This is a genomic window from Corynebacterium sp. CNJ-954, from assembly GCF_001942345.1.
In the GTDB taxonomy this organism is placed as follows: Bacteria; Actinomycetota; Actinomycetes; order Mycobacteriales; family Mycobacteriaceae; genus Corynebacterium.
In genome coordinates, this window is the sequence record NZ_MKKI01000022.1 from 140,636 (window position 1) to 164,663 (window position 24,028).

The 24,028-nt window shown below is 63.8% G+C and carries 25 protein-coding genes, 1 tRNA gene and 1 pseudogene; 10 read left to right on the forward strand and 17 right to left on the reverse strand.

What is annotated here, in order from left to right; all coding sequences use genetic code 11:
• The first annotated feature begins 116 nt into the window (after positions 1-116).
• Both BJF89_RS08500 and BJF89_RS08505 read left to right on the forward strand, forming a co-directional pair.
• Positions 117-974: an aldo/keto reductase gene (locus BJF89_RS08500; RefSeq protein WP_075814349.1), complete on the forward strand. Its 858-nt coding sequence runs from the start codon at positions 117-119 to the stop codon at positions 972-974.
• Positions 975-1,043: 69 nt separating this feature from the next.
• Entirely contained in the window at positions 1,044-1,745 is a 702-nt protein-coding gene (locus tag BJF89_RS08505) for a response regulator transcription factor (protein WP_075814015.1), read from the forward strand.
• A gap of 85 nt (positions 1,746-1,830) precedes the next feature.
• On the opposite strand, the gene BJF89_RS08510 is transcribed toward BJF89_RS08505, so the two are convergent.
• The 8 genes from BJF89_RS08510 to BJF89_RS08545 all read right to left on the reverse strand — a co-directional run bounded on the left by BJF89_RS08510 (position 1,831) and on the right by BJF89_RS08545 (position 9,343).
• Positions 1,831-2,130: a GlsB/YeaQ/YmgE family stress response membrane protein gene (locus tag BJF89_RS08510; protein WP_075814017.1), complete on the reverse strand. Its 300-nt coding sequence runs from the start codon at positions 2,128-2,130 to the stop codon at positions 1,831-1,833.
• A 57-nt stretch (positions 2,131-2,187) separates the two neighbouring features.
• Positions 2,188-2,385: a CsbD family protein gene (locus BJF89_RS08515; RefSeq protein WP_075814019.1), complete on the reverse strand. Its 198-nt coding sequence runs from the start codon at positions 2,383-2,385 to the stop codon at positions 2,188-2,190.
• Between the two features lie 219 nt (positions 2,386-2,604).
• Positions 2,605-3,375, reverse strand: coding sequence for a glycosyltransferase family 2 protein (locus BJF89_RS08520; protein WP_083650596.1), 771 nt, complete (start codon positions 3,373-3,375; stop codon positions 2,605-2,607).
• A complete protein-coding gene (locus BJF89_RS08525) occupies positions 3,375-4,742 on the reverse strand; it encodes a bifunctional PIG-L family deacetylase/class I SAM-dependent methyltransferase (protein ID WP_075814020.1) in 1,368 nt (455 codons plus the stop codon). The genes BJF89_RS08520 and BJF89_RS08525 overlap by 1 nt, the downstream gene beginning before the upstream one ends.
• Entirely contained in the window at positions 4,742-5,824 is a 1,083-nt protein-coding gene (locus BJF89_RS08530) for a hypothetical protein (protein ID WP_075814021.1), read from the reverse strand. Before BJF89_RS08530 ends, BJF89_RS08525 begins: the two co-directional genes overlap by 1 nt.
• A gap of 136 nt (positions 5,825-5,960) precedes the next feature.
• Positions 5,961-6,034, reverse strand: a tRNA-Pro gene (locus BJF89_RS08535).
• A 106-nt stretch (positions 6,035-6,140) separates the two neighbouring features.
• Positions 6,141-7,055: a metallophosphoesterase gene (locus tag BJF89_RS08540; protein ID WP_075814023.1), complete on the reverse strand. Its 915-nt coding sequence runs from the start codon at positions 7,053-7,055 to the stop codon at positions 6,141-6,143.
• A gap of 113 nt (positions 7,056-7,168) precedes the next feature.
• Positions 7,169-9,343 carry a transglycosylase domain-containing protein gene (locus BJF89_RS08545; protein ID WP_369803686.1) on the reverse strand — a complete coding sequence of 725 codons (2,175 nt, stop codon included), beginning with the start codon at positions 9,341-9,343 and terminating at the stop codon, positions 7,169-7,171.
• Positions 9,344-9,872: 529 nt separating this feature from the next.
• Between BJF89_RS08545 and BJF89_RS08550 the strand changes: the two genes are divergently transcribed.
• The 4 genes and pseudogenes from BJF89_RS08550 (at position 9,873) to BJF89_RS08565 (ending at position 11,886) form a co-directional block, all read left to right on the forward strand.
• Positions 9,873-10,286 (forward strand): WhiB family transcriptional regulator, encoded by a 414-nt coding sequence (locus BJF89_RS08550; RefSeq protein ID WP_304441333.1) that lies wholly within the window; start codon positions 9,873-9,875, stop codon positions 10,284-10,286.
• Positions 10,287-10,356: 70 nt separating this feature from the next.
• Positions 10,357-10,509, forward strand: coding sequence for a DUF4177 domain-containing protein (locus BJF89_RS18535; RefSeq protein ID WP_075814027.1), 153 nt, complete (start codon positions 10,357-10,359; stop codon positions 10,507-10,509).
• Entirely contained in the window at positions 10,510-10,995 is a 486-nt protein-coding gene (locus BJF89_RS08560) for a RidA family protein (protein ID WP_075814029.1), read from the forward strand. It abuts the gene before it with no gap.
• 67 nt (positions 10,996-11,062) lie between these two features.
• A pseudogene (locus BJF89_RS08565) lies at positions 11,063-11,886 on the forward strand (MBL fold metallo-hydrolase).
• A gap of 22 nt (positions 11,887-11,908) precedes the next feature.
• On the opposite strand, the gene BJF89_RS19120 reads toward BJF89_RS08565, so the two are convergent.
• The 9 genes from BJF89_RS19120 to glxR form a co-directional block, all read right to left on the reverse strand.
• Positions 11,909-12,070 carry a hypothetical protein gene (locus BJF89_RS19120; RefSeq protein ID WP_222843819.1) on the reverse strand — a complete coding sequence of 54 codons (162 nt, stop codon included), beginning with the start codon at positions 12,068-12,070 and terminating at the stop codon, positions 11,909-11,911.
• Positions 12,067-12,255 carry a hypothetical protein gene (locus BJF89_RS19125; RefSeq protein WP_222843820.1) on the reverse strand — a complete coding sequence of 63 codons (189 nt, stop codon included), beginning with the start codon at positions 12,253-12,255 and terminating at the stop codon, positions 12,067-12,069. The genes BJF89_RS19120 and BJF89_RS19125 overlap by 4 nt, the downstream gene beginning before the upstream one ends.
• Positions 12,256-12,607: 352 nt before the next feature.
• Positions 12,608-13,342: a trypsin-like serine protease gene (locus tag BJF89_RS08575; protein ID WP_083650597.1), complete on the reverse strand. Its 735-nt coding sequence runs from the start codon at positions 13,340-13,342 to the stop codon at positions 12,608-12,610.
• A gap of 342 nt (positions 13,343-13,684) precedes the next feature.
• A complete protein-coding gene (locus BJF89_RS08580; RefSeq protein ID WP_139311946.1) occupies positions 13,685-14,290 on the reverse strand; it encodes a hypothetical protein in 606 nt (201 codons plus the stop codon).
• A gap of 2,337 nt (positions 14,291-16,627) precedes the next feature.
• Positions 16,628-16,966 carry a helix-turn-helix transcriptional regulator gene (locus tag BJF89_RS08590; RefSeq protein WP_075814037.1) on the reverse strand — a complete coding sequence of 113 codons (339 nt, stop codon included), beginning with the start codon at positions 16,964-16,966 and terminating at the stop codon, positions 16,628-16,630.
• On the reverse strand, positions 16,956-18,008 hold the full coding sequence (locus tag BJF89_RS08595) for a tyrosine-type recombinase/integrase (RefSeq protein ID WP_075814355.1): 1,053 nt from the start codon (positions 18,006-18,008) through the stop codon (positions 16,956-16,958). Before BJF89_RS08595 ends, BJF89_RS08590 begins: the two co-directional genes overlap by 11 nt.
• Positions 18,009-18,091: 83 nt before the next feature.
• A complete protein-coding gene (locus tag BJF89_RS08600) occupies positions 18,092-18,769 on the reverse strand; it encodes a DMT family transporter (RefSeq protein ID WP_075814039.1) in 678 nt (225 codons plus the stop codon).
• Positions 18,766-19,368, reverse strand: a complete 603-nt coding sequence (locus BJF89_RS08605) for a TetR/AcrR family transcriptional regulator (protein ID WP_075814041.1) — start codon at positions 19,366-19,368, stop codon at positions 18,766-18,768. The genes BJF89_RS08600 and BJF89_RS08605 overlap by 4 nt, the downstream gene beginning before the upstream one ends.
• 187 nt (positions 19,369-19,555) lie before the next feature.
• Complete coding sequence (gene glxR / locus BJF89_RS08610) at positions 19,556-20,239, reverse strand: CRP-like cAMP-activated global transcriptional regulator GlxR (RefSeq protein ID WP_075814043.1); 684 nt, start codon at positions 20,237-20,239, stop codon at positions 19,556-19,558.
• Positions 20,240-20,418: 179 nt separating this feature from the next.
• Between glxR and nth the strand changes: the two genes are divergently transcribed.
• The 4 genes from nth to BJF89_RS08630 are packed head-to-tail and all read left to right on the forward strand — an operon-like array spanning position 20,419 to position 23,994.
• Positions 20,419-21,195, forward strand: coding sequence for an endonuclease III (gene nth, locus BJF89_RS08615; RefSeq protein ID WP_083650599.1), 777 nt, complete (start codon positions 20,419-20,421; stop codon positions 21,193-21,195).
• Positions 21,192-21,929, forward strand: coding sequence for a TlpA disulfide reductase family protein (locus BJF89_RS08620; RefSeq protein WP_075814045.1), 738 nt, complete (start codon positions 21,192-21,194; stop codon positions 21,927-21,929). The genes nth and BJF89_RS08620 overlap by 4 nt, the downstream gene beginning before the upstream one ends.
• Positions 21,926-22,801, forward strand: coding sequence for a CoA pyrophosphatase (locus BJF89_RS08625; protein WP_075814047.1), 876 nt, complete (start codon positions 21,926-21,928; stop codon positions 22,799-22,801). The genes BJF89_RS08620 and BJF89_RS08625 overlap by 4 nt, the downstream gene beginning before the upstream one ends.
• Complete coding sequence (locus tag BJF89_RS08630; RefSeq protein WP_075814049.1) at positions 22,798-23,994, forward strand: MarP family serine protease; 1,197 nt, start codon at positions 22,798-22,800, stop codon at positions 23,992-23,994. The genes BJF89_RS08625 and BJF89_RS08630 overlap by 4 nt, the downstream gene beginning before the upstream one ends.
• Positions 23,995-24,028: the final 34 nt, after the last annotated feature.

A 24,028-nucleotide genomic window follows, 5' to 3' on the forward strand; every position in this document is an offset into this window, starting at 1 on the left:
GGCCTGGACCCCGGTAACCCTCATGCGACGCGCCCAGTTTATCAGGCGTGTCGCACACAGGTTCCGGCGGGACTTTGCAGTAGTGGCAGCCTCCGGGGGTTGTTATGATCGGGAGGATGTCGCATACAGCATCATCCACACCGACGTCACCGGAAACCTCCCTGGAACTTCCCGCACTCGGTTTCGGGACCTACAAGCTACGGGGGACCGACGGCAGCGAGGCGGTCGCCGGAGCGGTCGAGCTCGGCTACCGGCTCATCGACTCCGCCTACAACTACGAGAACGAAGGCACGGTGGGTGCGGGTATCCGCGCAGCGGTCGACGGCGGGCACGCGTCCCGTGAGGAGATCATCTACACCAGCAAGCTCCCCGGCCGGTACCACGAGAGGTCGGCCGCCCTCGCCACAGTGGAAGAGTCCTACTACCGCTCCGGTATCGGACCGATCGACCTGTACCTGATCCACTGGCCGAATCCGAAACAGGGTCACTACGTTGAGGCGTGGAAGGCGCTGATCGAGGCCCGTGAGCGCGGGTTGGTCAAACACATCGGGGTGTGCAACTTCCTTCCTGAGCATCTGGAGGTCCTGGAGAAGGAGACCGGTGAGCTGCCGGAGGTCAACCAGATCGAGCTCCATCCCGCGTTCCCACAGGTCGGCGCATTGGAATGGAACACCTCGCACGGCATCATCACCGAAGGTTGGAGCCCTCTCGGACGTGGGGCTGCACTCGACAGTGCGCCGGTGCTGGATGCTGCACGGGCGCACGACGCCACCCCGGGCCAGGTGGTTCTCGCCTGGCACCGTGCGGTCGGATCGCTGGCCATCCCCAAGGCGTCGAGCCGGGAGCGGCAGCAGGAGAACCTGGATTCCCTGAAACTGGACCTCACCACGGACGAGGTCGAGGCGATCACCTCGCTGGGTACGCCTGACGGCCGCCTGAAGGGGCAGGACCCGGCCACATACGAGGAGTTCTGAGCCTGCCGGCTCCGCTTGATTTCCCGGTGACAGGGGAGAACGACAGGCGGACCCAGTAGACTCAGTGATGTGTCTACTCCTTCTTCACCTCCCTACCGGCTTCGTCTGCTCAACGACTACGAGGTCGTGGTCGCGGGGCTCAGGACGATGCTCACGCCCTACCAGGACCGGGTCCGCATCGTCGAGACAGATGTCGGTACCACGGGAGACCGTGCGGTGGACCTGACCCTCTACGACACGTTCGGGTTGACCCAGGCAGACGGCAACGAGATTGACGAGGTCCTCCGCGATCCGGAGGCGGGTCACGTGGTGATCTACAGCTGGAACATGCAGGCGGACCTGATCCAGACCGCCCTGAACAAGGGGTGCAGGGGCTACATCGACAAGTCCATGGGGGCCGGTGTGCTGGTGGAGTGCCTTGAGGCGATCGGTGCGGGAGAGGTGCTGGTCTCGGACACGGCGGAGATCGTGGCCCCGGCAGGCGCTGTGGGCCTCTCCGGTACGACGACGGCGGACCCGGCCCTCGCCCGGGGGACCTGGCCCGGCCAGGCGGAGGGGCTGACTGCCAGGGAAGCGGAGATCGTCGCGCTGATCACCCGCGGCCTCACGAACGCCGAGATCGCCACGCGCAGCTACATCACCATCAATTCGCTGAAGTCGTGCATCCGTTCCGCCTACCGGAAGATGGGCGTGGAGCGGCGGTCGCAGGCGGTCCGGTGGGGGATGGAGCACGGTATGGTCCCGCCGCGGAAGGAGAAGATCCCGCAGTAGGCCCCGAAAGCGGAGGAACCCCGCCCCCAGGCACGCTTGTGTCCGGGGGCGGGGTTCCTGTGCATTGCAGCAGTCGGGGCTGGGGTCACCTCTTGCGGGTGAGCAGGCCGACGATCCACAGCAGGATCACCGCGCCGACCAGGCACGTGATGAAGCTGAAGATGATTCCGCCGCCGGCGACATCCACACCGAACAGGGTGAGCAGCCAGCCTCCGAGGAAGCCGCCGATCACGCCGACGATGATGTTGAGGATGATCCCCATGGAGGCGTCGGTGCCCATGATCTTCGAACCGATCCAGCCGGCGAGGCCGCCGACGATGATCCAGCCGATGAAGCTCAGCGTCGGCGCCGAGTCGGCTGCGAGGATTAGCGTGGTGGAGTCCATGTCATTCTCCGTTCATGAAGCGTTATGTGGTGCTCACGGACGGAAGTCCGCGATGCTCTAGTTTCCGGTGATCTTGTTGATTCCCTCGGAAACCTTGTCCTTGGCATTCTCTGCAGCGTCCTTGACGCTGGATTTTGCCTGATCCGTCTTTCCGTCGCCCTTGAGGCGATCGTTGTCAGTGGCGTCACCAGCGGCTTCCTTGGCCTTACCGGTGGCGTCCTCCGCCTTGTTCTTGATCTTGTCGTCGAGTCCCATGAGGGGTTCTCCTTTCGACCGTCGGAAACTATGTCAGTGCCCGACTGTACGTGAATAATGTGTCTTCGTGGGAAATGGAAGGAGAAATTTACGCGTTCATTCTCGACGTCAATATTCGTTAATGCACGCGAAAGTCGACGATCCGAATTTCGGCAAAACGGATCGACTTTTAAATCGTGTGAATGGAGGTAACTAGATGATGATGGTGGCTCTCCTCTTCTAGGTCTCGACCGTGGATTCCGCGGCTGGTTCGGTGCAGGACGTCTGGGTGTCCATGTCGCGCAGATAGTCGGCGAACCCGCCTGATACGCGGCTCGTCCGGCGCGCCGAGGTCAGGACTCGGCCACGGTCTGTCGCCGTCCATGGGACACCGATGTCCTTGAGCAGGCGAACCGTCGCCACGTCCTCACCCACCGCGATCCCGGCGAATCCACCGACGGCAAGCAACCGGTCGAGTCGCACTCCGAGGTTCGCTCCATGTACGGAGGCATGTCCCTCGTCCAGGGTGTGCCGTGCCGACCACAGGCGAACGGTCTCCGAGTCCGGGGCCTCGTCGGGGGTCACCGTCCCGATGACCAGGTCATGGCCGGCATCGGCGTCATCGCGCTGGCACGACAGCCACTGGGGCGGGACAAGGGAGTCGGCGTCCGTGTGTGCGGTCCAGTGACGCTCAAGTGGGACACCGGAGGTGGCACCCCAGGTTGCGGCATCAGCCACCCCGGCATTGCGCACTGCGCCGATGTGGGCGAAGTACCCGGACAGTGTCCGGATCTCCAGGTCGGCGCAGTAACCCCGCACGTCCTCGACCTGCTCCTCGCTGGTGTCGGTGCACCGGTCGAAGACCACGGTCAACGAGACCGGGAGATCCACCTGCCGAGCTGCCTCCGCCACGGCGGAGACGGCGGAACCGACGGTGCCGGCCTCATTGTGCACCGGCATGATGACGGACATCGCCGCCAGAGCACCCGGTGTTTGCGCTGAGCAGGTCATCAGTCGTCCTCTCCGTCGGTGGGGGTGGACCACATGATGACCTCGAAGTCCGGGTCTTCGATCCGTAGCGACTCCGGTAGCTCGAGGATCCCGGCGAGTGCGGCATGGACTGCCGCCGCGTCCAGCGGCCAGCCGACGACCGGATGCCGCCAGTGGCAGGCGAGGACGACCGGGGCACCCGAAGCCCGGATCCTGCGGGCAAGGGCCAGCATCCGGCCCGGGCTGAGGAAGTACCCGGTCTCCGAGAGCACCACGACGTCGGGGTGCAGCTCCCCGTCGGCGGAATCCGGGTCGGAGGGCCACTGCTCCGGTACCCGGCACTGTCGGAGATCCACCCGCGGATCCTGGATGGTGCGGCGGGCCTCGGCGAGGGCTGCCGCGCTCTCATCGACGGCGACGACGCGGTCACAACGGTCGGCGAGATCAGCGGCGAGGGTGCCGACCGAGCAGCCGATCTCGAGGATCGTACCGGTGCGGCTAAGAGGCAGTGCCGCCATGGTGAGTGCCCGCTTACGGGTCTCGTACCACCTTGACCTGGTCGACCAGGGGTCGTGGGAGCGCCGGTGCAGATCATCGAGAGGGGAGTGCCGGTCGGGCTCGGTCAGGACGAACGTCTCTGTGGCTCGGGAGAAATGCGTGAGGACGCCGTGGTGCAGGAGGGCCTCGTTGCCGGGTTCCGGACCGAGCGGCTTCACCTGGGACTCATGGGTGGTGATCGCAGACTGTTTGGCCGACCTGGCGGACCGGTCCAGGGCCAGGGTGAAGAGGCGGCCGTCCCGGGAGAGTAGAGGCAGGTCTGACGGGGACGCCCAGTGCCAGAACCACAGGGGTGTCTCCATGTGGGTGGCATCCGTCCGCCAGGCTGCCGCCGAAGCCGCGAGTGCGGCTGCACGGTGGTCGGGGTGACGGTCGCCGCGCCAGGTGGAGACCAGCAGGCAACCGGAGCCGTCGCCGACGGTCTCGACGGTGGCGGTGGTCATCGGCTCGGTGTTCTGCGAGGTCTCCCCGTCAGGAAGACACAGGAAACGGAGGTGTGCCTGCGGTGCGAGGCCTGTCACCGCGGACGTGCATTCACGGCGACGGAGGATGGCGAGGTCGTCCGGGGAGTGTGTGGGGGAGTCGGGGTGGGAGGCTTCCCCGTCGGTGGCCACGATGACCTCGACCGGCATACCCTGCGCGGCGGCCATCGCGATCAGGCCACCGCACATGAGGGTCTCATCGTCAGGGTGAGCGGCCAGCACCACCAGACGGTCGAACTCCGACAGATCCAGAGAGGAAGGGGTTTCGCAGGTCACCACGTTCGCCGCCTGCCACACCGACTCGTCGGTGCCGCCGTCACGGTGGTCGAATGCCGTCGTCTCGGCCACTACCGTCCACCCCAGACCGTGGGAAGGCCGTCGAGGGCGCGGGAACCCACGGTGGCGAGATCCTTCTGTGGTTTGTGCTGACGCAGGTAGACCTGGAGATCGGCGACACGGCGAGCATAGTCGTCGTCGCCTGTCAGGGGTGCCGGGCCGAGGGCATGCAGGACGTTGGTGAGGGTCGTTTCGCAGGCGTCATGGACGATTCCGCGGACGCGGAGCACCTCGGCCCATTCGGGACCGCGGTCGTCCTCCTCCCGGTCGGCGCGTCCGGCGGCCTGGTCGAGGACGGCGCCGGCTGCGGACAGCACCGAGTCGCAGCGTCCCAGCTGCCACAGACTGATCTGGTCGACGTCGTCGCCAGGGGCGTCCGGATCTGCGGTCTCGACGCGGTGTGACAGGTTCATGTGCAGTGCCTGGGCCAGGGCGGTGGCGGCGCCCCACCACACCGCGGCGACGCCGACGCCGCCGAGGGCGAATCCGGGGCGCGTCAGATACCAGTCTTCAGGGCCCACGTCGTGGGCCTGGACCGTGTCGAAGTCCAGGGTGACTGTCTCGACGTCGCGCAGTCCGCGGGAGACCCAGGGTGCATCGGAGACGGTCACCCCGTCCTCGTCGAGACGGACGGCGAAAAGGGTGCGTCCCGTCTCCGAGGTCCAGGCGCTGACGAGCGCATGACTCAGTGAACCTGCCAGCGAGCACCACGGTTTCCGGCCTGTGAGACGCCAACCACCCTCGGGGGCGCGCTCAGCGCGCAGTGGGGCGTCCCCTCCCTCGGCAGCGAAGACACCCCAGGTCGAGCGTTCGGGGACGAAGATCACCGGGTTGAATTCGCGTGCCTGATCGAGGATTCCGAGCGCGTCGAGGTGTGGCTCCACAGCCCGCGCCACTGTGAGGTCGAGCGCGCCGAGTTCCGCGAGGCCCTGCCACAGCCGGCGGGCGTTGCCGGGCGACTGCAGTCCGAGAGCTGTCCGGATCGCGGGCGCCAGGTCCAGGGCCTTACGCGCGTCTCCCCGTGCCCAACGGATCTTGGACTGGAGCGACACCGGATGGACATGGTGTTCGCCGTACGGGGTGAAACGTGTCATCCACCCAACGCTAGGAGGGTGCTGAGGCGCAGGACACACCCCTGAGGGTGGGATCGTGTGAGGCTTACAGCGGCATGTGGATGAGAAAAACACCCTCCGTCCTGCCTGAGCAGGTCGGAGGGTGTCCCTCTGGCTGTCGGGGTAGCGGGATTTGAACCCACGACCTCTTCGTCCCGAACGAAGCGCGCTGCCAAGCTGCGCCATACCCCGGTCTGGAACGGCACACCTCATCCCTTGCGGGAATCACTGTGTCGCAACAGATAAGCACTATAGACCGACATCCGGCCCACTGGCAAAACAGCTGTACACACCGCTGTCAGGAGGGCCGCTCCACCACCCTGAGTACCGTCGCCGACGGGCGGCAGAATGTACGGAACGGGACGTACTTCGATGTCCCCAGGCCGTTGGTCACGTGCAACCACATGCGCTCAGACCAGCGGGAGAGTCCTGACACCCGCGACCGGTCGATCCCGCAGTTGGTGACGACCGCCCGTCCGCCGGGGAGGCACAGTTGGCCACCATGCGTGTGGCCCGACATCATCAGCTGGTAGCCGTCCGCGGCGAACTCGTCGAGGACACGGGGCTCGGGGGAGTGGGACAGGCCGATCGCGAGATCGGCCTCCGGGTTGGGGGTACCGCCGAGGGCTGCGTAGTCGTCCCTGTCCAGGTGCGGGTCGTCCACCCCGCCGACCGCCAGTTTCACCCCGGCGGTGGCGAAGTCGACGCGACGGTGGGTGGCGTCCTCCCACCCGTGCTCGACGAAGGCTGCACGCATGCCACGCCACGGCAGCTCGACGTCACTCGGTTTGTTGCGCTTGCCCAGCAGGTAGTTGAAGGGATTGACCGGGTGAGGTGCGAAGTAGTCGTTGCTGCCGAAGATGAACACCCCTGGACGCCGTAGCAGGGGACCCAGGGCGCGCAGGACGGCAGGTACAGCCTGCTCCTCCCCCAGATTGTCGCCGGTGTTGACGACGAGGTCGGGTTCCAGGGCGTCGAGACCGGCGACCCAGTTCTGCTTGAGTCGCTGAGCAGCCAGCATGTGCAGGTCAGAGATGTGCAGGATCGTGAAAGCGTCCCGACCGTCGCCCAGCGTGCCGGGATCCAGCACCGGGACAGTCACCTCGTGCAGGACGAAGGCACGGGTCTCGAGGACAGCCGCTGCCGCGGTGGCGGCTCCGACCGCTGCCAACGCGCTCGTGGCGGAGAGTGCCGTCGAAGCGATCCGGGACAACGCACCCCGGTGCCGTTCCTCGGGGGGTGCGGATTCGCGGCGGGCAGCGGGCGGGTGTTCTGGACTGCGTCGGTTACTCACCCTGCCCAGTGTAACGGCGGGCAGCCGGTGCTCTACCCGACCTCGTCGAGTGTCATGTCCCAGCCGGTCGTGGTCTGCTGCTGCGACCCCGCGCCACCGGTGGCCCCGGACGTGTCCGCCGCATTGCGGTACCGGGTGGGGTTGCCCCGGTCGTAGCCGCGGTCGTACCGCGGCAGGCCGGTGCCGCCGTAGCTGTCGATGATCGAGTTCGCCGCAGTGAAGAACGCCCGCGCCGGCTCATTGCCGCCGTACAGGTCGCCGTTCCCGCACTGGCGTAGGGGGGAGGTGCACAGCGGCGAGGCCTGGGAACCGTCGTTGAAGGCGTAGGTGGCACCGGCCAACCCCGGGGTGAAGCCGAGGAATCCGGCGGAGAGGCTGGTCTCCGTTGTGCCGGTCTTCGCCGAGATCGGGCCGCTCCACCCGGACGCGTCCGCAGCACTGGACGCCGTACCGTTACGTACGTCGCCGCCCATCCCGTTGGCCAGGGCGTCCGCCACGCCCCGGGAGAGTGCCTGTTCGCAGGGCGCGGCGTCCAGGGCGACGTCTTCCCCGGTGCGGTCCTTGACCGACAGGACGGGGGACGGCTCGCACCAGCGGCCGTGGTCGGCGAGGCTGGCGGACACATTCGCCAGTTCCAGCGGATTGACCTCCAGCGGGCCCAGGACGAAAGAACCGAGGTTGCTGTCCTTGATGAACTCCGCGACCGAACTTTCCCCGTCGTACGATCCTGGTTCGCCGTAGGACCGCAGGCCGAGTTGCACGGCGATATCGGTCATCCGGTCCGTGCCGAGCTTCTCCGCCATGGCCACGAACGGGGTGTTGGGGCTGGTGGCGAGTGCCTCCCGCAGGCTCATACGGGGCTTGAAGCTGCCGGCGTTCTCCACGCAGTAGCGGTTCTCCGGGCAGCCGGCGGCACCGCCGCTGCCCATGCCTGACACCTCGATGCGGGAGGGGACGTCCAGGGTGGTGTCCAGGCCCATACCGTTCTCCATCGCCGCGGCGGCCGCGAAGATCTTGAAGATACTGCCTGCCCCGTTGCCCTCCGAGGTGTGGGTCACCGGGAGGACGGTCTCACTGACGTCGGCGTCGAGACCGTAGGTCCGCGACGATGCCATCGCGACGACCTCGTGGGCGTCGTCGGTGGGGGCGATGAAGTTGGAGGTCAGTGACACTCCCGGGGTGGAGGCGTCGGCCTGGGAACGTACCGAGTTCACCGCGGCCTCCTGTGCCGAGGGATCCAGGGTGGTGCGCACCGTGTAGCCGCCGCGTGCGAGTTCGTCGGTGTCGAGGTCGTGGTCCTCGAGATACGAGAGCACGTAGTCACAGAAGAAACCGGCGTTGTCGGCTCCGATGCAGCCGTTGGCCTGACCGACGGGGTTGTCGTTCACGCCGAGCGGCTCTTCGACGAAACGGTCGCGTTCAGCGGGGCTGAGGGCCCCGGTCGACTCCATGGCGTTGAGGACGTCATTCCGACGTGACGTGGCGCTCTCCGGGTTTGCCCACGGGTCGTGGGCGCTGGTGGACTGCACCATGCCGGCCAGCATCGCGGACTGGGGGACCGTGAGGTCTGCGGCGCTGGTGGAGAAGTATGTCCGTGCAGCTGCCTCGATGCCGTAGGCGCCGTTACCGAAGGAGATGAGGTTGAGGTAGCGGGTGAGGATCTCGTCCTTCGAGTACCGCTTCTCTAGATCGGTGGCCATCTTCATCTCCCGCAGCTTGCGGGTGGCCGATGTCTCGGTCGCCGCGGCGCGTTCCTCGTCGTTCGCGGCATCGATGAGCAGCAGATAATTCTTGATGTACTGCTGGTCGATGGTGGAAGCGCCCTGCTCCACGCCACCACTGGAGAAGTTCGCGGCCAGCGCCCGGAGGGTGCCGCGGACATCGACGCCGTCGTGTTCGTAGAATCGCCGGTCCTCGATCGCGACGATCGCCTGTTTCATGCTGTCGGCGATCTCGTCCTGGCCGACCGAGTACCGGCGCTGGTCGTAGAGGGTGGCGAGGGTGTTTCCGTCGCGGTCTGTGATGGTGCTGACCTCGGGGAGTGACTCATTGTCGTCGATGTCGGCCAGATCGCTGTCCACGGTGTCGGAGCCGGCGTTGACGGCGAAGCCCGCGCCCCCGACCAACGGGATGGCGGCGAACGCGGTCAGCACGCCGATCATGACGATGGCGAGGATGAGTGTGGCCGCGTTCCGGAGGTATGTCACACGCAAAGGGTATCGGATGCCGCCAGTGAGGGGGCGTTCCCGTCGGGATCGTCGGCAGGGGGAGTTTTCGGGGGTGGTGTCAGGACGGGGTCGCCGAGGGTCTGCGGAGTGCCGCGAAACCGGGTCGAAGTGCGTGCCCGGTAACAGTGCCGACGGATTCCGGCGGCGAAATCGACTATCGGTGACGGACATCACATGTCATCGAGTCGGTACGCCCCGGATGTGATGACCAGCACATTTTCTGGGACGTTCGCTCCATTCAGCCACGGCCGCCCGTCTGATGTGCTGTGGGTCAGGGAAAACTCGCACCGGTGTCCGTCGGTAACGCGCGGGGCGCGAGCGGAGGTCGGAGGAGGGGTCGGTCATCGTCCGGTGATGTGCCCCACACTTTCTCGGATCATGTGCGATTCGACACTTCTAAATCTGTGTGAATACACTTACATCCAGTTTGCTGATGATCACTTCCGGGGTCTCGATCTCCGGAGCCGGGGATCGTCATCCCGGCCACTATCCACAGCGGAAGGACATCATGACCGCATCACTCCGACACCCTGACAGCACCGCCGGCACCACGTGTGCGGACGACGGTGCCGCCCCCGAGGTCCGTAGCGGTAGCCAGGGCGTCCTGCACCGCACGGCCGGTCAGGTGACCACCCGCGAGTCCTTCAACAACCGCGGCGAGTGGATCACCCAGGCGCACTGCCGCAACATCGACCCTGAAGAACTGTTCGTCCGCGGTGCGGCCCAGCGCAAGGCCGTGGCGATCTGCCGCCACTGCCCGGTCGTGCTCCAGTGTCGCGCGGACGCCCTCGACAACGACGTCGAGTTCGGCGTGTGGGGAGGCATGACCGAGCGTCAGCGACGTGCCCTGCTGCGCAAGCACCCCGAGGTGGAGAGCTGGGCGGACTTCTTCGCCGGCCAGCTCGAGGCGTCCCAGGGCTGATTCCTCCCGGCCCCACCAGTCCCGCTCCGGTCCTGTTCCACGCGGCCGGAGCGTTTGTATACTCGTCGGCATGACTCAATGGGAATATGCCACCGTTCCGCTCCTGACCCACGCGACCAAGCAGATCCTCGACAACTGGGGTGAGGACGGCTGGGAGCTCGTGTCCGTCCTCCCCGGTCCCACCGGCGAACAGCATGTCGCCTACCTGAAGCGGGAGAAGTAGATGGCTGACGGTACCGCCGGTAACCGCACGGTCTCGGACCGCCTCGTCGCGCTGGGGATCACGCTTCCCCCCGTCGCAGCGCCGGTCGCCGCCTATGTTCCTGCGGTCCAGGCCGGTGACCTGGTCTTCACCTCGGGGCAACTGCCGTTCGCCGACGGTGCACTGCCCGCCACCGGGACTGTGGGTGAGGATGCGGCCGTGTCCCCGGAGGACGCCGCGTCCTACGCCCGCACCGCCACGCTCAACGCCCTGGCTGCGATCGACGATCTCGTGGGGGTCGACCGCGTCCGCCAGATCGTCAAGGTCGTCGGATTCGTGGCCTCTGCGCCCGGCTTCGGCGGACAGCCTGCCGTCGTCAACGGTGCCTCCGACCTGCTCGGCGAGATCTTCGGCGAGGCTGGCGCGCACGCCCGCAGTGCCGTCGGTGTCGCCGAACTGCCGTTGGGGAGTCCCGTCGAGGTCGAACTGGTCGTCCGCGTGTCGTAACTGCCCCGCCCGGGGATCACCCCCGCCGGGCCTGTCGATTGGCGTTCCCCACAGTAGGATCGGTGACATGGAGCACCCCGCGTACAGCCAGTTGCGTCCCGTCACCCCCTCCGTCGGAGTGGTTCTGTGTGACAACCCCAGCTACCAGGCCTCGAGGGCACCAACTCGTGGGTCATCCGGGCTCCCGGTGACGCTGTCAGTGTCATCGTCGATCCAGGCCCCCACGACGAAGGCCATCTCAATGTCCTCCGCAGAAAAGCCACCGAGGGCGGCGCAGAGGTGGCGCTGATCCTCCTGACCCACCATCATCCCGACCATGCTGACGGAGCTGGCCGGCTCCGGCAACTCGTCGGGGCCCCTGTGCGTGCCGTCGACAAGCGCTACTGCATCGGCGGGGAGCCGCTCGTCGACGGCGAGATCATCCGGTGCGACGGCATGACCCCGAGCATCGAGGTGCTCGCCACACCCGGTCACACCGACGACTCGGTCTGCTTCGCCGTTCACACCGAGGGTGGAGAGTCCAGGGAGGACCTCGAGGGGATCCTCACCGGTGACACGATCGCCGGTCGGCACACGACGATGATCTCGGAAACGACTGGTGACCTGGGAGACTATCTGGAGTCCCTGCGGTTGCTCGCGCGGCGGGGGTCCGGGGTTCGGATGCTGCCGGGGCACGGTCCTGACCGGGATGACACCGCCCAGTTGGCAGTCAAGTACCTGCAGCGGCGCGAACACCGGTTACGGCAGGTCACTGAGGCAGTGAAGGCGTTGGGCCCGGATGCGACCGTCGGGCAGATCGTCGACGAGATCTACACCGACGTCGACCCGGTGCTGCGGGACTCGGCCAAACAGTCCACCCGGGTGGCACTCCGGCACCTCGGCAAACTGTAGGCGGATCCCCGGGCTCCCGGACTCAACGGCTCTCCGTCGGGGAGCGTGACCGGTCCGGGGCGAGCGCAAGGACCACCAGCACCAGCCCGATCAGGACGAGGCCGATCCAGCCCAACGGGGCGAGCCGCTCTCCGACGACAAGTACCGCCAGCAGGGCGGCGACGGCCGGTTCGAGCAGTGTCACCGTGGTCGCTGTGCTCGGGAGAGTCGGGTGAGTCCGTAGCCGAACAACACGTACCCCAGGAACATGGGGACCAGCGAGATGTAGGCCGCCACACCCAGCGTCGTGGCGGAGTCCAGGAGAGGCGCACCCGTCGCCAGTAGCACGGGTACCAGCAGCGCCCCGCCGACGCCGAAAACCGATCCCATTGCCGCGGCCCGTCCCGTCCCGGCGAGTACTGGTAGAGATGCATATCAGGAAGTCGACAATCATCGGGGGTGACGGGTGTTGTTACGATCTTCGGCTTCACGTGGATACGGGAGCGTGTGCATCACGAGGCCGGGGACGAGATGAGGGGCATGGAGGAGCTCAGGCTACTGGGGTGGGGCCTTGGACTGAAATGTGACACTGTAGAGCGGTGAGACCACAGGGCACTCTGCTCTCACGGCTCTCGGTTCGGGCTTTGGCGACGTGCGCAGAGAGAGTATTCCGACATGACAGATACTGACGGTCTTGGAGCACCAGAACAATCTCGATAAAACGCGGACAACATGGGACCAGCTACGCTACCCCTGTTATCGAGCGTATCCAGCTGATTCTACTTTCAAGGGAACTATGCCACATTTTCTTTCCTTGTCCGGAAAGGCATGATGGATTGAATCCGCCTGCTGAGTGTACAGCGTATATAGTGGAACCTTTAAAAACGGGCGCGCCGGAATCTCCGCTGCATGACCTCGAAGCTGTCTCAGATGTTGACTCGATCATATCTTTATACTCGACATCACCGATTTTCTTACGGTCCAGCGTAGACTGGACCCGCACGGGAGCGGTAGACAGAAAGCCGTTCGCGATCCCATAACCAGACAAGGTTGCCGACTCGCCGTTCTTTAAAGCTCTCTCTGGAAGCTCAAATGGAGCCGCGTCGGACTCTATATCTACCTTCAGCAAGGCTACGTCTTCTTCAGGTGATTTGGAGTAGACTTCCAATATATTCGCTTCACTGAGGTCTCTGGACTTGAGATACCCACCCGTCTTTAGCTCAGAATTTACGCAATGTAGTGCGGTTACCCAGAATCTCTCTCCGATATATGAGGCAGTACACGTGGGGATATGAGATGAGGAGTGATTGGAGTCAGGCTCCCAAATCTGGGCTATCCTCGAGTCGCTTACCGGCACCGTGCTGGTCGCTTTAGGATGGATGTAGGGTTGGCCAGCTACGGTTTCCGCGAACGATAGCGGGTAAAATGGGAAAATACTTACAGCCAAGAAAGCTAGCATCATCTTCTTAATTCTCATTGTTAGCTCGCCTCGCTCACAGTAATCCGGTTAGAGGATTAAGTCTACGTTATATTCACTAATTATCACAGGAAGGATGATCCCATGCCGGGTCTTCTTCTAGCTTTTCGTTAATGTCGTCCAGTTCGTGCATGTCATCTCGGCTTCTGATGAAACCGACGACAACCAAGATTAGAGCCACAAGCCCAAAACTATGGACGAATATCTTCTGATCTTCTCCAACAGTAACGAGAAGTGCTAGGTATAAGACAACGAGAACTGCTGTAATCGATATCTGTCGTACTGCTGCTCTGCGGTCCACTGCAAGCCCTCTTCTCGTTCCCATCGGCGTTCCGTTCTAGTTTACTTTGAGCAGTTGAATGCCGCGTTGGCAATTCCTCCTGTGATCCCTGCGAGTGCTCCCGGCCCGCAACCTACTCCACCGAAGAAAGCGCCCGTTATGCAGCCTGCGGCGGCTCCACCGTTGACGGCATCCGTGTAGCAACGCCACTGAGGTTTCTGGAGACTCGGCTCGTCACTGGTGAACTGCATGATAGCCTCGTTGGCAGAGACTATCGAGTAGTGAACGTCGACTGTCTCCCCGGTTTCCAGCGTCACCGACTCAACGAGTTTCTCGACTGTCTGCCCGTCAGCGTCTACGATCTCGGTGTGTGAACCGACTTCGCGGAACTCAACACCGGAGACTCCGATTTGGACATCGCCGTTGTTTTGCGGTTTGACGGCCCAGGCACCCTGCCCCTGATCTGAATCCTTTGCGACCTGTACCGCATCTTCTTCAGCCTCGGGGGTGAGGTACGATCCCTCCAGTTGATCCTTGGATATCTGCCCGGCAGATTGGTTGTTTACCGGGGACCCCTGCGCTAGAGCGGGGGATGTCGTCAGAAGCGCGCCGCCAATCGCGACTGCGAAGATTGATTTCCGAAGGTGCATAAAAGTCTCCTCCTGCAAGAGCGAAGTTTAGCACTCGATCATCTTGAATCTAGTGCCATGTCATCAGTGGGATTACTGACACAGTGCTCATAGGATCACATCCTGTGGTCCTCGCGACAGGGGCAAACTTCGATTACCCCCGGGCTGGGGTGGCCAAGCAGATACCCTCCCCAGGGTACCCGAGTGTCATGCTAAACCCTTGGTGATCAGCAAAATTGACAGGATTGGGATACCGCTCCGATCCGCCGGATAAGCTCAAGGTCTACGCAGCGTAGCACATACGGAAGCTCTTCATTTTTTGCAGCTCGCGGTTCATTTTGATAGCTACTTCTGTGTTTGTAGAGTGAAGGTGGCAGATGGGAAATATTTTCAAGAAAAGGTGATCTGTTATTCTTCCGGCAGTCGCAAAGTGGGGTAGGATGTCCAGTCGCCCCCGGCGATCCGCCACCATGCATTGGCGGAAGTGGTGCTGATTCCCAGTAGGTCCGAAAGGACACGCGGGTGCATTTGTCTGGCCAGATCCATCAGCGCAAACGATCGAGCAGGTATGTTCTGAAATCCTTCTCGGCGAAGTCTCTTGCTTAACGCACTGGTACTCAGTGGGCTACCCGGAATGCGACCTGGGAAGAGCCAACTCGTGCAACGCTTAGCACTATCGTCTGCAAGTTCAGCGAGTGTCGTTCCGAGCCGGTCGGGTACTTCAATCGGGTCGCTTCCTATGGTGAGGGTGACCATGTCCGACTGGACATTGACTTGGGACGTACGAAGAGAAACGACGCGTGTGAGCTGCATTCCATAGAGTAGGACAAGAAGACCACCCGCGCGGGAGCGCACGTCCATGGGGGTGTCGGAAAGAAACTTCTTAGCCATCATCCATCTGTGATTGGCCTCACCGTGTGTTCCTTCAAGCTGGTGATTGCGATTCCCTACACGCAGCTTGGTGAGCCGTTCTTGACGTAGCCATCGCGTAAAACGGGCTAGAGCATCACGCTGGGACGATGAGCCACTGAGGTACGCTTCAAGCTTACTCTGTGGGAAAGACATCGTCGTGTCCCCGTGGGAACGAATCTCATACAATAATGCACGACATTCTTTTAGTATTGATCGGTATCGATTGTAACGCGATCTATAACTGCCGACTCTGTTGTTGGGCGGTGGGTTATTATCTGCGGTTGAGAGTAGGCTCCAGCGAGCGTATCGCTTAAGAATAAGACGGTCTTGGGGGTCGTCAATGTTCTTAAACCAGTCTTTTAACCAAAAGTCAAATCGGGCCTTTTGGACATCGAGTTCTGGGATCGTCCCAGAATGGGATAATAACGAGAGTAGAAAAACTACGGGGTTGTCAGCGTTAGCTCGTTGGATGATCGCATCAGGCTCGAGCGGCAGGGTTCGATCTGCTATCTCTCGGAGAATACTTGCGCATTTTCCTCTCTGGAGCCATATCTCGAGGGAGGCTGCTTTCTGATGGTGAGTAAGTAGGTAGTCAAATAGGGGCTGTAGATTCTGTGGTACTTCTTCATCGCTTCCGGAGAGAAACTCTTTCAAGATACTGGGGCGGCGACATGAGCTGCAGAAGTGGCTCTTTCGACTCTGGGTAATTGTCCCGCATCCCGGGCAGGCCATGCGCACTGGTTCGCCGGCACAGTTAGCACAGATCGCTTCGCCGTTCACAAACGAGGTGAGGAAAACCTCTCGCTGGCATCGTGGACAAGGGCGAGGGCGTCGCATGCTAGAGTAACAGCGCGAACATACGCATGTTCCGTCAATGTATACTGCTGGACGGCCCACTCTTTGGCAGTGCCCACATTGCTTTTCTGGTGCGGCATAGCAGTCGCGGCAGATGATGCGTGGTCGCCGCTGGATGACTGGTCCTTCTTGTCCACACTCTGAGCATTTATCGTACGAGCGCGGATCTCGGTGCCAGCAGTTGCGACAATAGTGTTCCTTGCCGACTGACGTGTATACCCGTTTAATGCGACCGCAGACAGCGCAGTTCGCGGCATTGCTTTTCGCGGCGCAGCTCGGACAGTGTCTCCCCCCTCCCGGTGCCTTATTTGGCATGTAAACTGCCCTGCCACAACCTTCGCATGTCGGAAGGACGACCCTAGTCGCTCCCGCTGCTGAGAGCGCGTGTGCGAGCTGTTGGATCGTTCTCGGAACATCCTTGTGCTCTCCGGAGAGGATCCCGGGAAGCTTTCTAAGTTTGATGACCAGTAGGCGACGCGTCGTGGTTCCGGGGGCAACGGTCATGACGATGTCTTCAAGTTGACGATCTGATAGCTCAGGGGTGAGTTCTCGTACCAAAAAAATAACTTCGTGGAGGTGTAGGTGGTCTTGGTTGTCGGTCATTGAGCTCTATTTCTCTCGTGGCCGTCGGATTGCGGCCCGCACAGGGCGTAGGTCACCAATGGAGCCACGGGTTTTCTCACCCCCTACCGCTTCTTTCTTTTCAGGCGATTCGTGACGGGTGATCGTGATCAAGTCTGATAGCGAGCATTCGAGGGCATCGCACAGTGCAGCGAGCACATCTAGTCGAACACGTTGCGGAGGTTGGGTAACCAGCCGATAGACTTGTTCTCGTGACAGCTCAATCCCTCGATCTTCGAGAAGGGGTTTGAGTTTTGAGGTTTGGAATATTCCTTGCGCAGCCATCAGGGGCCGTAGATTCCAGGATGTTGAGATATCAACGATCATGTTCTTCTCCTTCGATCAATGATTTGAGAGCTTTGGCTAGCACTCGGTTTTTGTAGTCTGAGCTCACTGATGCATATATTGAAGTGGTTGACGCATGCACATGTCCCACCTGTTCCTGTATAAACCTTTCAGCGTACCCGAACTCTAAAAGATGAGTGACGTATGAATGGCGAAGACTGTGAAGTGTAAGGTTGCTGGGGAGCGAGGCTTCATCGCGGATCTCGGAGAATCGACGGTCGAGATAGCCTGCGGATAGTCTCGTATTGCGTTCGGTTACCCATAGTGCTTCCAGGCTTCCTGGTGCGAAACGCTCACGGGCCTGTTCGACCCACTGTTGCATCCCCGGTATCCACCAGTCGAACTCGGGTACAAGCATTACGGTACGTCGACGGGGAGCGCCGCCGCCGGCTGCTTTCGCCCATCTTACGTACAATGCGCCGAAACGTCCCCACTGCTTCAGTTGGGGGTTGTGGTGAAGGTCAGCGACATCTAGCATGATTGCTTCGGTTCTCCGCAGGCCAAAGGCGTAGACGGTCTTGAGGAGCTGCGCGTCTCGTAGAGCCCCGAGCGCACCCTTTTTTCCCGAGTTTATGAGCGTGTCGACACGTTCATCGGCCGTGTCGAAAAGGCATTGAACTTCTTCGTAGGTGAGTGGACGCCTGGTAGCGCGCCCTTCAAATTCGTACTTGTGGGAGACAGTGTTCCAGGGAAGACATACTTGGGCAGGTACTTGGCTGAACTCGCTTTCGCAGATATCCATCCAGTCATACAGGGGGTCGGTGAGATACTCGCAGAACATGTGGAGCGCGTTGTGGTATTGGCGCACTGTGGATAGTGCTCGTGCGTTTGCGACGATTTCGCTGGTGAACTCGTCGACGTCTGCGACTGTCCACTGCCACGGCACTTTGTCGGTGTAGTCATGGAACCGGCGCACGACCGAGAGTCGCCGACGAATGGTGACAGCGCGAAGCCCGCGAGAGTCCTGCTGCTTCTTCCATCCTTCAAGCATGGCCTCGAAGACGTGATGCTCGGGGTTCGCCAAGGCGACATTCGCTGCCGACGTCGCCAATCGCAGCGGGGGCGGGGCACCTCCAAAATCTTTCATTAGATGCAACAACGTACGGACTACTGCATCGTTCTGTCAAGTACCCCCTGTCTTTGCTGGTATCGGCAGGGGTAGGCTGGCGTTGCCTGAATCGTGGTCGCCGGTTTGTGGTGCCTAGCGTTCAGCGATAGATGTATCAGGTGCAACAGTCGACGTTTCATCAGCCGGAAGGCCACCCAGGCGTACAGCGCATAGGACACCCCGGCCAGCAGGCCGAGCGCGATGCCGGCGAGGGTTGCTGAATTGTCGGCGGTCGTGTCGTCTCCGCCGGAGGCCGCACTGATCAGCACCGCGCCGGTGATCCCGAGCCCGGCTGCGCTGCTCCACCAGGGGCCCAACGAGGTCCCTCCGGTCATTTTCTCGATGACCCCGGCGGCCAGCGGCGCTGACGCCAGGGAGATGACCGTGCCCACTGCGACCCCGGCCAGGTGCATCGAACTGTAGAACGCCAGAGGATAGGTGAACACGGCGACGCCGCCCAGCAGGACCATGCCACGCTGCTCCCGGAGCAGTGCACGGGTGCGCCACAGGTCGGGAGCGGCGATCAGCGCCTGCAACAGGCCGCCGACCCCGAGGGACACGGCCCCGATCGCCAACGGGCCGACGTTCTCGGCCAGACTGGCGGCGGTGCCCGTGGTCCCCCAGAGCACGGCGGTGACGGTAACGGCCAGGAGAGCGGGAATGCGGGAGGCCGTCATGCGGCGCCGGGGAAGTCGGACGTGGCCCGCCGGACAATCTCCTCGGCAAGGTCACGCGCGCGACGCAGATGCTCCGTCGTGCCGTCCAGCCCTGAGCGTGTCATGGCGCCCTCCAACAGGAAGGAGAGGTGCCCGGCAGTGACGCAGACCGCGTCGACAGTCAGGGGGCTGGGTTCCAGGGCCGTACGCAGGAGATCCTCGACCTCTTGCTTGTGCCTGCTGACCTGGACACGCGGTGGCGAGCCGGCCGGGAACTCGGCGGCGCTGTTGAGGAGGCCACAGCCGCGGAAGCGCTGACCGTCGGCCTCGGCGTGGTCGGCGTAGGCGTCGAACACGGCGAGGACCCGGTCCGCCGGTGTGGGGCCCGCGTCCCGGAGACGGCCGTGGTAGAGGTCGAGCCACTGGTGGTGCCGTTGTTCGATGAAGGCGGCGATGAGATCGTCCTTCGACGAGAAATTGTTGTACAGGCTCTTACGGGCGACGCCGGCATGGTCGACGACGGTGTCGATGCCCGTAGCGGCGATCCCCCGCTCGTAGAACAGTTCTGTGGCTGCGGCGAGAATGCGCTCACGGGCAGGGCGGCGTCGGGTCTCCGGCACGATGATCTCCTCGGTCGAGTTAAGTAGCCAGATCAGTCTACCTACTTTTCTTGGACGGCGAGGCAGGCGGTCCATGGACGGCAAAAAGCGTGAGTTTCCGTCCCGTTCTGCCGTGCGCCGGTGTCACCGGGGCGGGGAACTGGGACGGAAACTCACGCTGGGACGGGAGCCGCCGGGAGGAAGGGGCTCAGCGGGCGCGCTTGGCCAGTCGCTCGGTGTCGGAGATCAGCACCGACTTGCCCTCCAGGCGGATCCAGCCGCGGTGGGCGAACTCGGCCAGGGCCTTGTTGACCGTCTCCCGCGACGCGCCGACGAGCTGTGCGATCTCCTCCTGGGTCAGGTCGTGGTGGACGCGGAGCGCGCCCCCCTCCTGGACGCCGAACCGGTTCGCCAACTGCAGCAGTGCCTTGGCCACGCGACCCGGGACATCGGTGAAGATCAGGTCCGCCAACGTGTTGTTCGTACGGCGCAGGCGACGGGCCAGTACCCGGAGCAGCTGTTCGGAGATCTCCGGATGAGCCGAGATCCAGTCATGCAACATCTGGGAGTCCATCGTGGCGGCGGTCATCTCGGTGACACACACGGCCGCGGAGGTGCGCGGCCCCGGGTCGAAGATGGACAGCTCGCCGAACATGTCGGACGGTCCCATGATCGTCAGCAGGTTCTCCCGACCGTCCGGCGCATGCCGGGCCAGCTTCACCTTGCCGCTGATGATGATGTAGAGCCGGTCGCCCGGTTCGCCCTCGTCGAAGATGGTGGTGCCTCGTGGGAACGTCACCGACTCCAACTGCTCGATGAGTGCGTTGACCGCGGTGGCCTCGACACCCTGGAAAATTCCGGCGCGAGACAGGATCTCAGGTACTTCACCCATTACTCGTCTGACTCCTGGTCTTGGTACTGTTTGTCTGCTGTTCGGTGGCAAGCTGGCGGTGCTGGCGATGCTCTGGCCGACGGTGACGGGTTGGTCACACCGGCCCCCGAAAAGGGTCACTCCACACAATACAGCGTAGGGGGCGTGTTCTGTGGAACGCGGGTTAGACTGTCTCCACCATGGTCGCCACATCCTCCTCCCAATCCTCCCGGTCTGCACGGTCCTCCCAATCCTCCCGGTCTGCACGGTCCTCACGGTCCTCGGCCTCCGCCGCCCGTCACCGTCCGTCCGGTGAGAGCCCGCTGGCGCTGACCCGTCGGACCCGTTGGGTCAACCGGACCCTGGCGCAGGAGTACCCGGACGCGCACTGCGAGCTCGACTACTCCACGCCGCTCGAACTCCTGGTCGCGACGGTGCTGTCCGCCCAGTGCACGGACAAGCGCGTCAACCAGGTCACTCCGGAACTGTTCCGGGAATTTCCGGACGCCGCCGCATACGCCGGTGCCGACCGGGAGCGGCTGGAGGAGCTCATCCGCCCGACGGGTTTCTTCCGGAACAAGGCGTCGAGCCTCATCGGTCTGGGGACCGCACTGTGCGATGAACACGGCGGAGAGGTGCCCGGGACGATGCCGGAACTGGTGGCCTTGCCCGGTGTGGGCCGCAAGACCGCGAATGTCGTGCTGGGCAATGCCTTCAACGTGCCGGGTTTCCCGGTGGACACCCATGTCGGGCGGGTCGTCCGCAGACTGGGGCTGACCACGCAGACCGACGCCGTCGCCGTGGAGCGGGAAATCACGGCGATGGTGGAGAAGAAGGAGTGGACGATGTTCTCGCACCGGTTGATCTTCCACGGTCGGCGTGTGTGCCATTCCCGCCGACCCGACTGCGCCAGTTGCGTCCTGGCGCCCAAGTGCCCGTCATCCGAGGCCGGGGACCAGGCAGGGGCGCGGGCGTGACCGGCTCTGAGGAAAAGTCCCGGACCCCGGACCGACCCGACGCCGCAGGATCGCGGTTGCGCACGGTCCTGCTGGTCGTGGTGGTCATCGTCGGGTTGGGTGTCGCTGCCGTGCCGATGATCATCTCGCTGACCGGTGGCGACGACGCGACGACCTCGGTTGCACCGACGTCCTCCGTCTCTCCCGATTCCGCGGAACCGGACGAGTCCACCCCACCGGACCCGGCCGGCACGTCCTACGATGTTCCGGCAGGCCAGCACATGTCCTGTCCGTCGCCGGAGGGTGACGCTCCGGTGGCACAGGACGCCGAGCTTGCCGACGTCGTCCTACCGTGCCTGACCGACGGAGGCGGGGAGTCCACCGCATCGGTGGCCGAACTCGCTTCAGGGCGCCCGACCCTGGTCAATGTCTGGGCATGGTGGTGCGGCCCGTGCCGTCAGGAACTGCCGGTGCTCCAGGAGGTCGCTGAGAAGCATCCGGAGTGGAATATCGTCGGTGTGCACGCCAATGAGCGTGGGCAGGCTGGTGTGGATCTCCTGGCCGACCTTGACGTCCGGATCGCGAGTTTCCAGGATTCGACGGGAGCCGTCGCCGCTGCGGCGTCGCTGCCGGCGGTCGTCCCCCTGTCGGTGGTCTACGACGCCGACGGTTCGCGTCTGGAGATGCACCCCGGCGAGCTGACCTCCGTGGAGCAGGTGGAAGAGCTGATGGCACGTAGTATGGGGAACTCATGAACCGACCCACCGGGTCCCCTGACCGGGACCACTCACTGCAGGACTGGCTGGATGCCGCCCAGACGCAGCCGGAACTCCCCGCTGACCTGCCTGGATGGGTCCGCGCCCTTGTCGGGGCAGCACGCACGGACGCCGGGGAGGACGCCGCGTCGGGAATCTTCAGCGAACCGGCACGGACTGTCCCGGACACCGGCCCGGACGGCACACCGCCGCGGTACTCCGCAGTGCTCGTGCTGGTCGGCGAGGACGGGACAGGGGAGAAGACAGTCCTGCTGACCCACCGTAACCCCAGGATGCGCACCCACTCCGGGCAGATCGCCTTCCCCGGGGGTCGTCGTGAGCCGCAGGACGCGGGCCCGGTGGAGACCGCCGTGCGCGAGGCGGTCGAGGAGACCGCCCTTGATCCTGACTCGGTTGTGCCTGTGACGGTGATGGACCCGTTGTACATCGACCGGACGAACCACGCGGTCATCCCGGTCATCGCCTGGTGGCGGACTCCGGGCCCGGTGCACCCGGCGACCCAGGAGTCGGACTGGGTGCGGGCCTACCCCGTGGCCCGCCTGGCGGAGCCCACCCTGCGCAGCAGGATCGGGTTCCTCGGCTGGCACGGTCCGGCCTTCGACGTCGACGGCTACCTCCTCTGGGGGTTCACCGGTGGCGTCGTCGACGCGTTGCTCCAGATAGCAGGATGGGATCGGGTCTGGGAGGATCCGTGGACCGACGGGGAGCCCCCCGAGGTCGGTGACCTGTTTGCGGCGCTGGAGGCGTCCCGTAACGGCGAGAACCTCGCCCCGGCAGTTCTCGGTGACCGTCTCGGTGGCGAGCTCGAGAACGACAACGGTGAGAACGAGAACGGGAAGGAACCCCGATGAGCGGTTCGGTCATCGTCGATGTCGCCCTGGTCGTCATCGCACTGTTCGCGCTGCTGTCCGGCTGGCGCCAGGGGGGCTTCTCCGCCCTGCTGTCACTGGCCGGCGTGCTCGGCGGCGGCGTGCTGGGCCTGCGGATCCTGCCGTGGGTGATGGGCTACGTCGACGGCGACACCCAGCGGTTCCTCGCCGCCCTCGCCGTCGTCGCCGGATCCGTCGTGATCGGGTACACGCTCGGATCGGTGATCGGTGGACGTCTGCGTGATCTCATCCGCACCCGGGTGGCCCTGCGTGCCGACTCCGTGGTCGGGGCGCTCGTACAGGTCGTCACCACAGTGGTCGTGGTCTGGCTGATCGTGGTTCCGGTGGCCGGCAACAACTCCGGTGACCTGGGAAAGTCGGTACGCGGCTCGTCGATTCTCTCGGGCGTCAGCGACATCGCCCCGTCGTGGCTGGAGGCGCTCCCGCAACAGACGGCGTCGTTCTTCAGCGACTCCGGGTTCCCCGTGATCACCGACCCGTTCGATGACGTCCCCTCGGCCGAGGTGGACGCGCCGGACACCGCGCTGTCGGACAATCCTGTCGTCGCTGAGACCCGTCCGTCGCTGGTGCGTGTGCTGGGTGAGGCCGAGCAGTGCAGCCGGATCCTGCAGGGATCCGGTTTTGCCGTCGAGCCGGACCTGGTCATGACGAACGCCCACGTTGTCGCCGGTACCGGCCGCGTTGCGCTGGAGACCGTGGACGGCGACGCCGAAGGTGAGGTGGTCTACTACAACCCGTCGGAGGACATCGCCCTGATCCGTACCACGGACGGGACGACGCTCCCGCCGCTGGACTGGGCTGACGGCCCTGCCGCGCAGAATGACGACGCCATCGTCATGGGATTCCCGCTCGGCGGCCCCTTCCAGGCCACTCCGGCGCGTATCCGGGAAATGTTCACGGTCTCCGGACCCGACATCTACGCGGACACGCGCGTGGACCGTGAAGCCTACACGCTGCGCGGAACCGTGGTGCAGGGAAACTCGGGCGGCCCCCTGCTCGACAGGGACGGTCGGGTCCTGGGGCTGGTCTTCGGTGCCGCCGTCGGGGACTCTGACACCGGATACGCACTGACCAAGAATGAAGTTCTCTCCCATGTCGGGGACATCGCGTCCTACCGCGACCCGGTGGACACGCAGAAGTGCGTGGTCAGCTGAGCCGGAGACAGGTGGACTGTCTAGACTCGGTGGG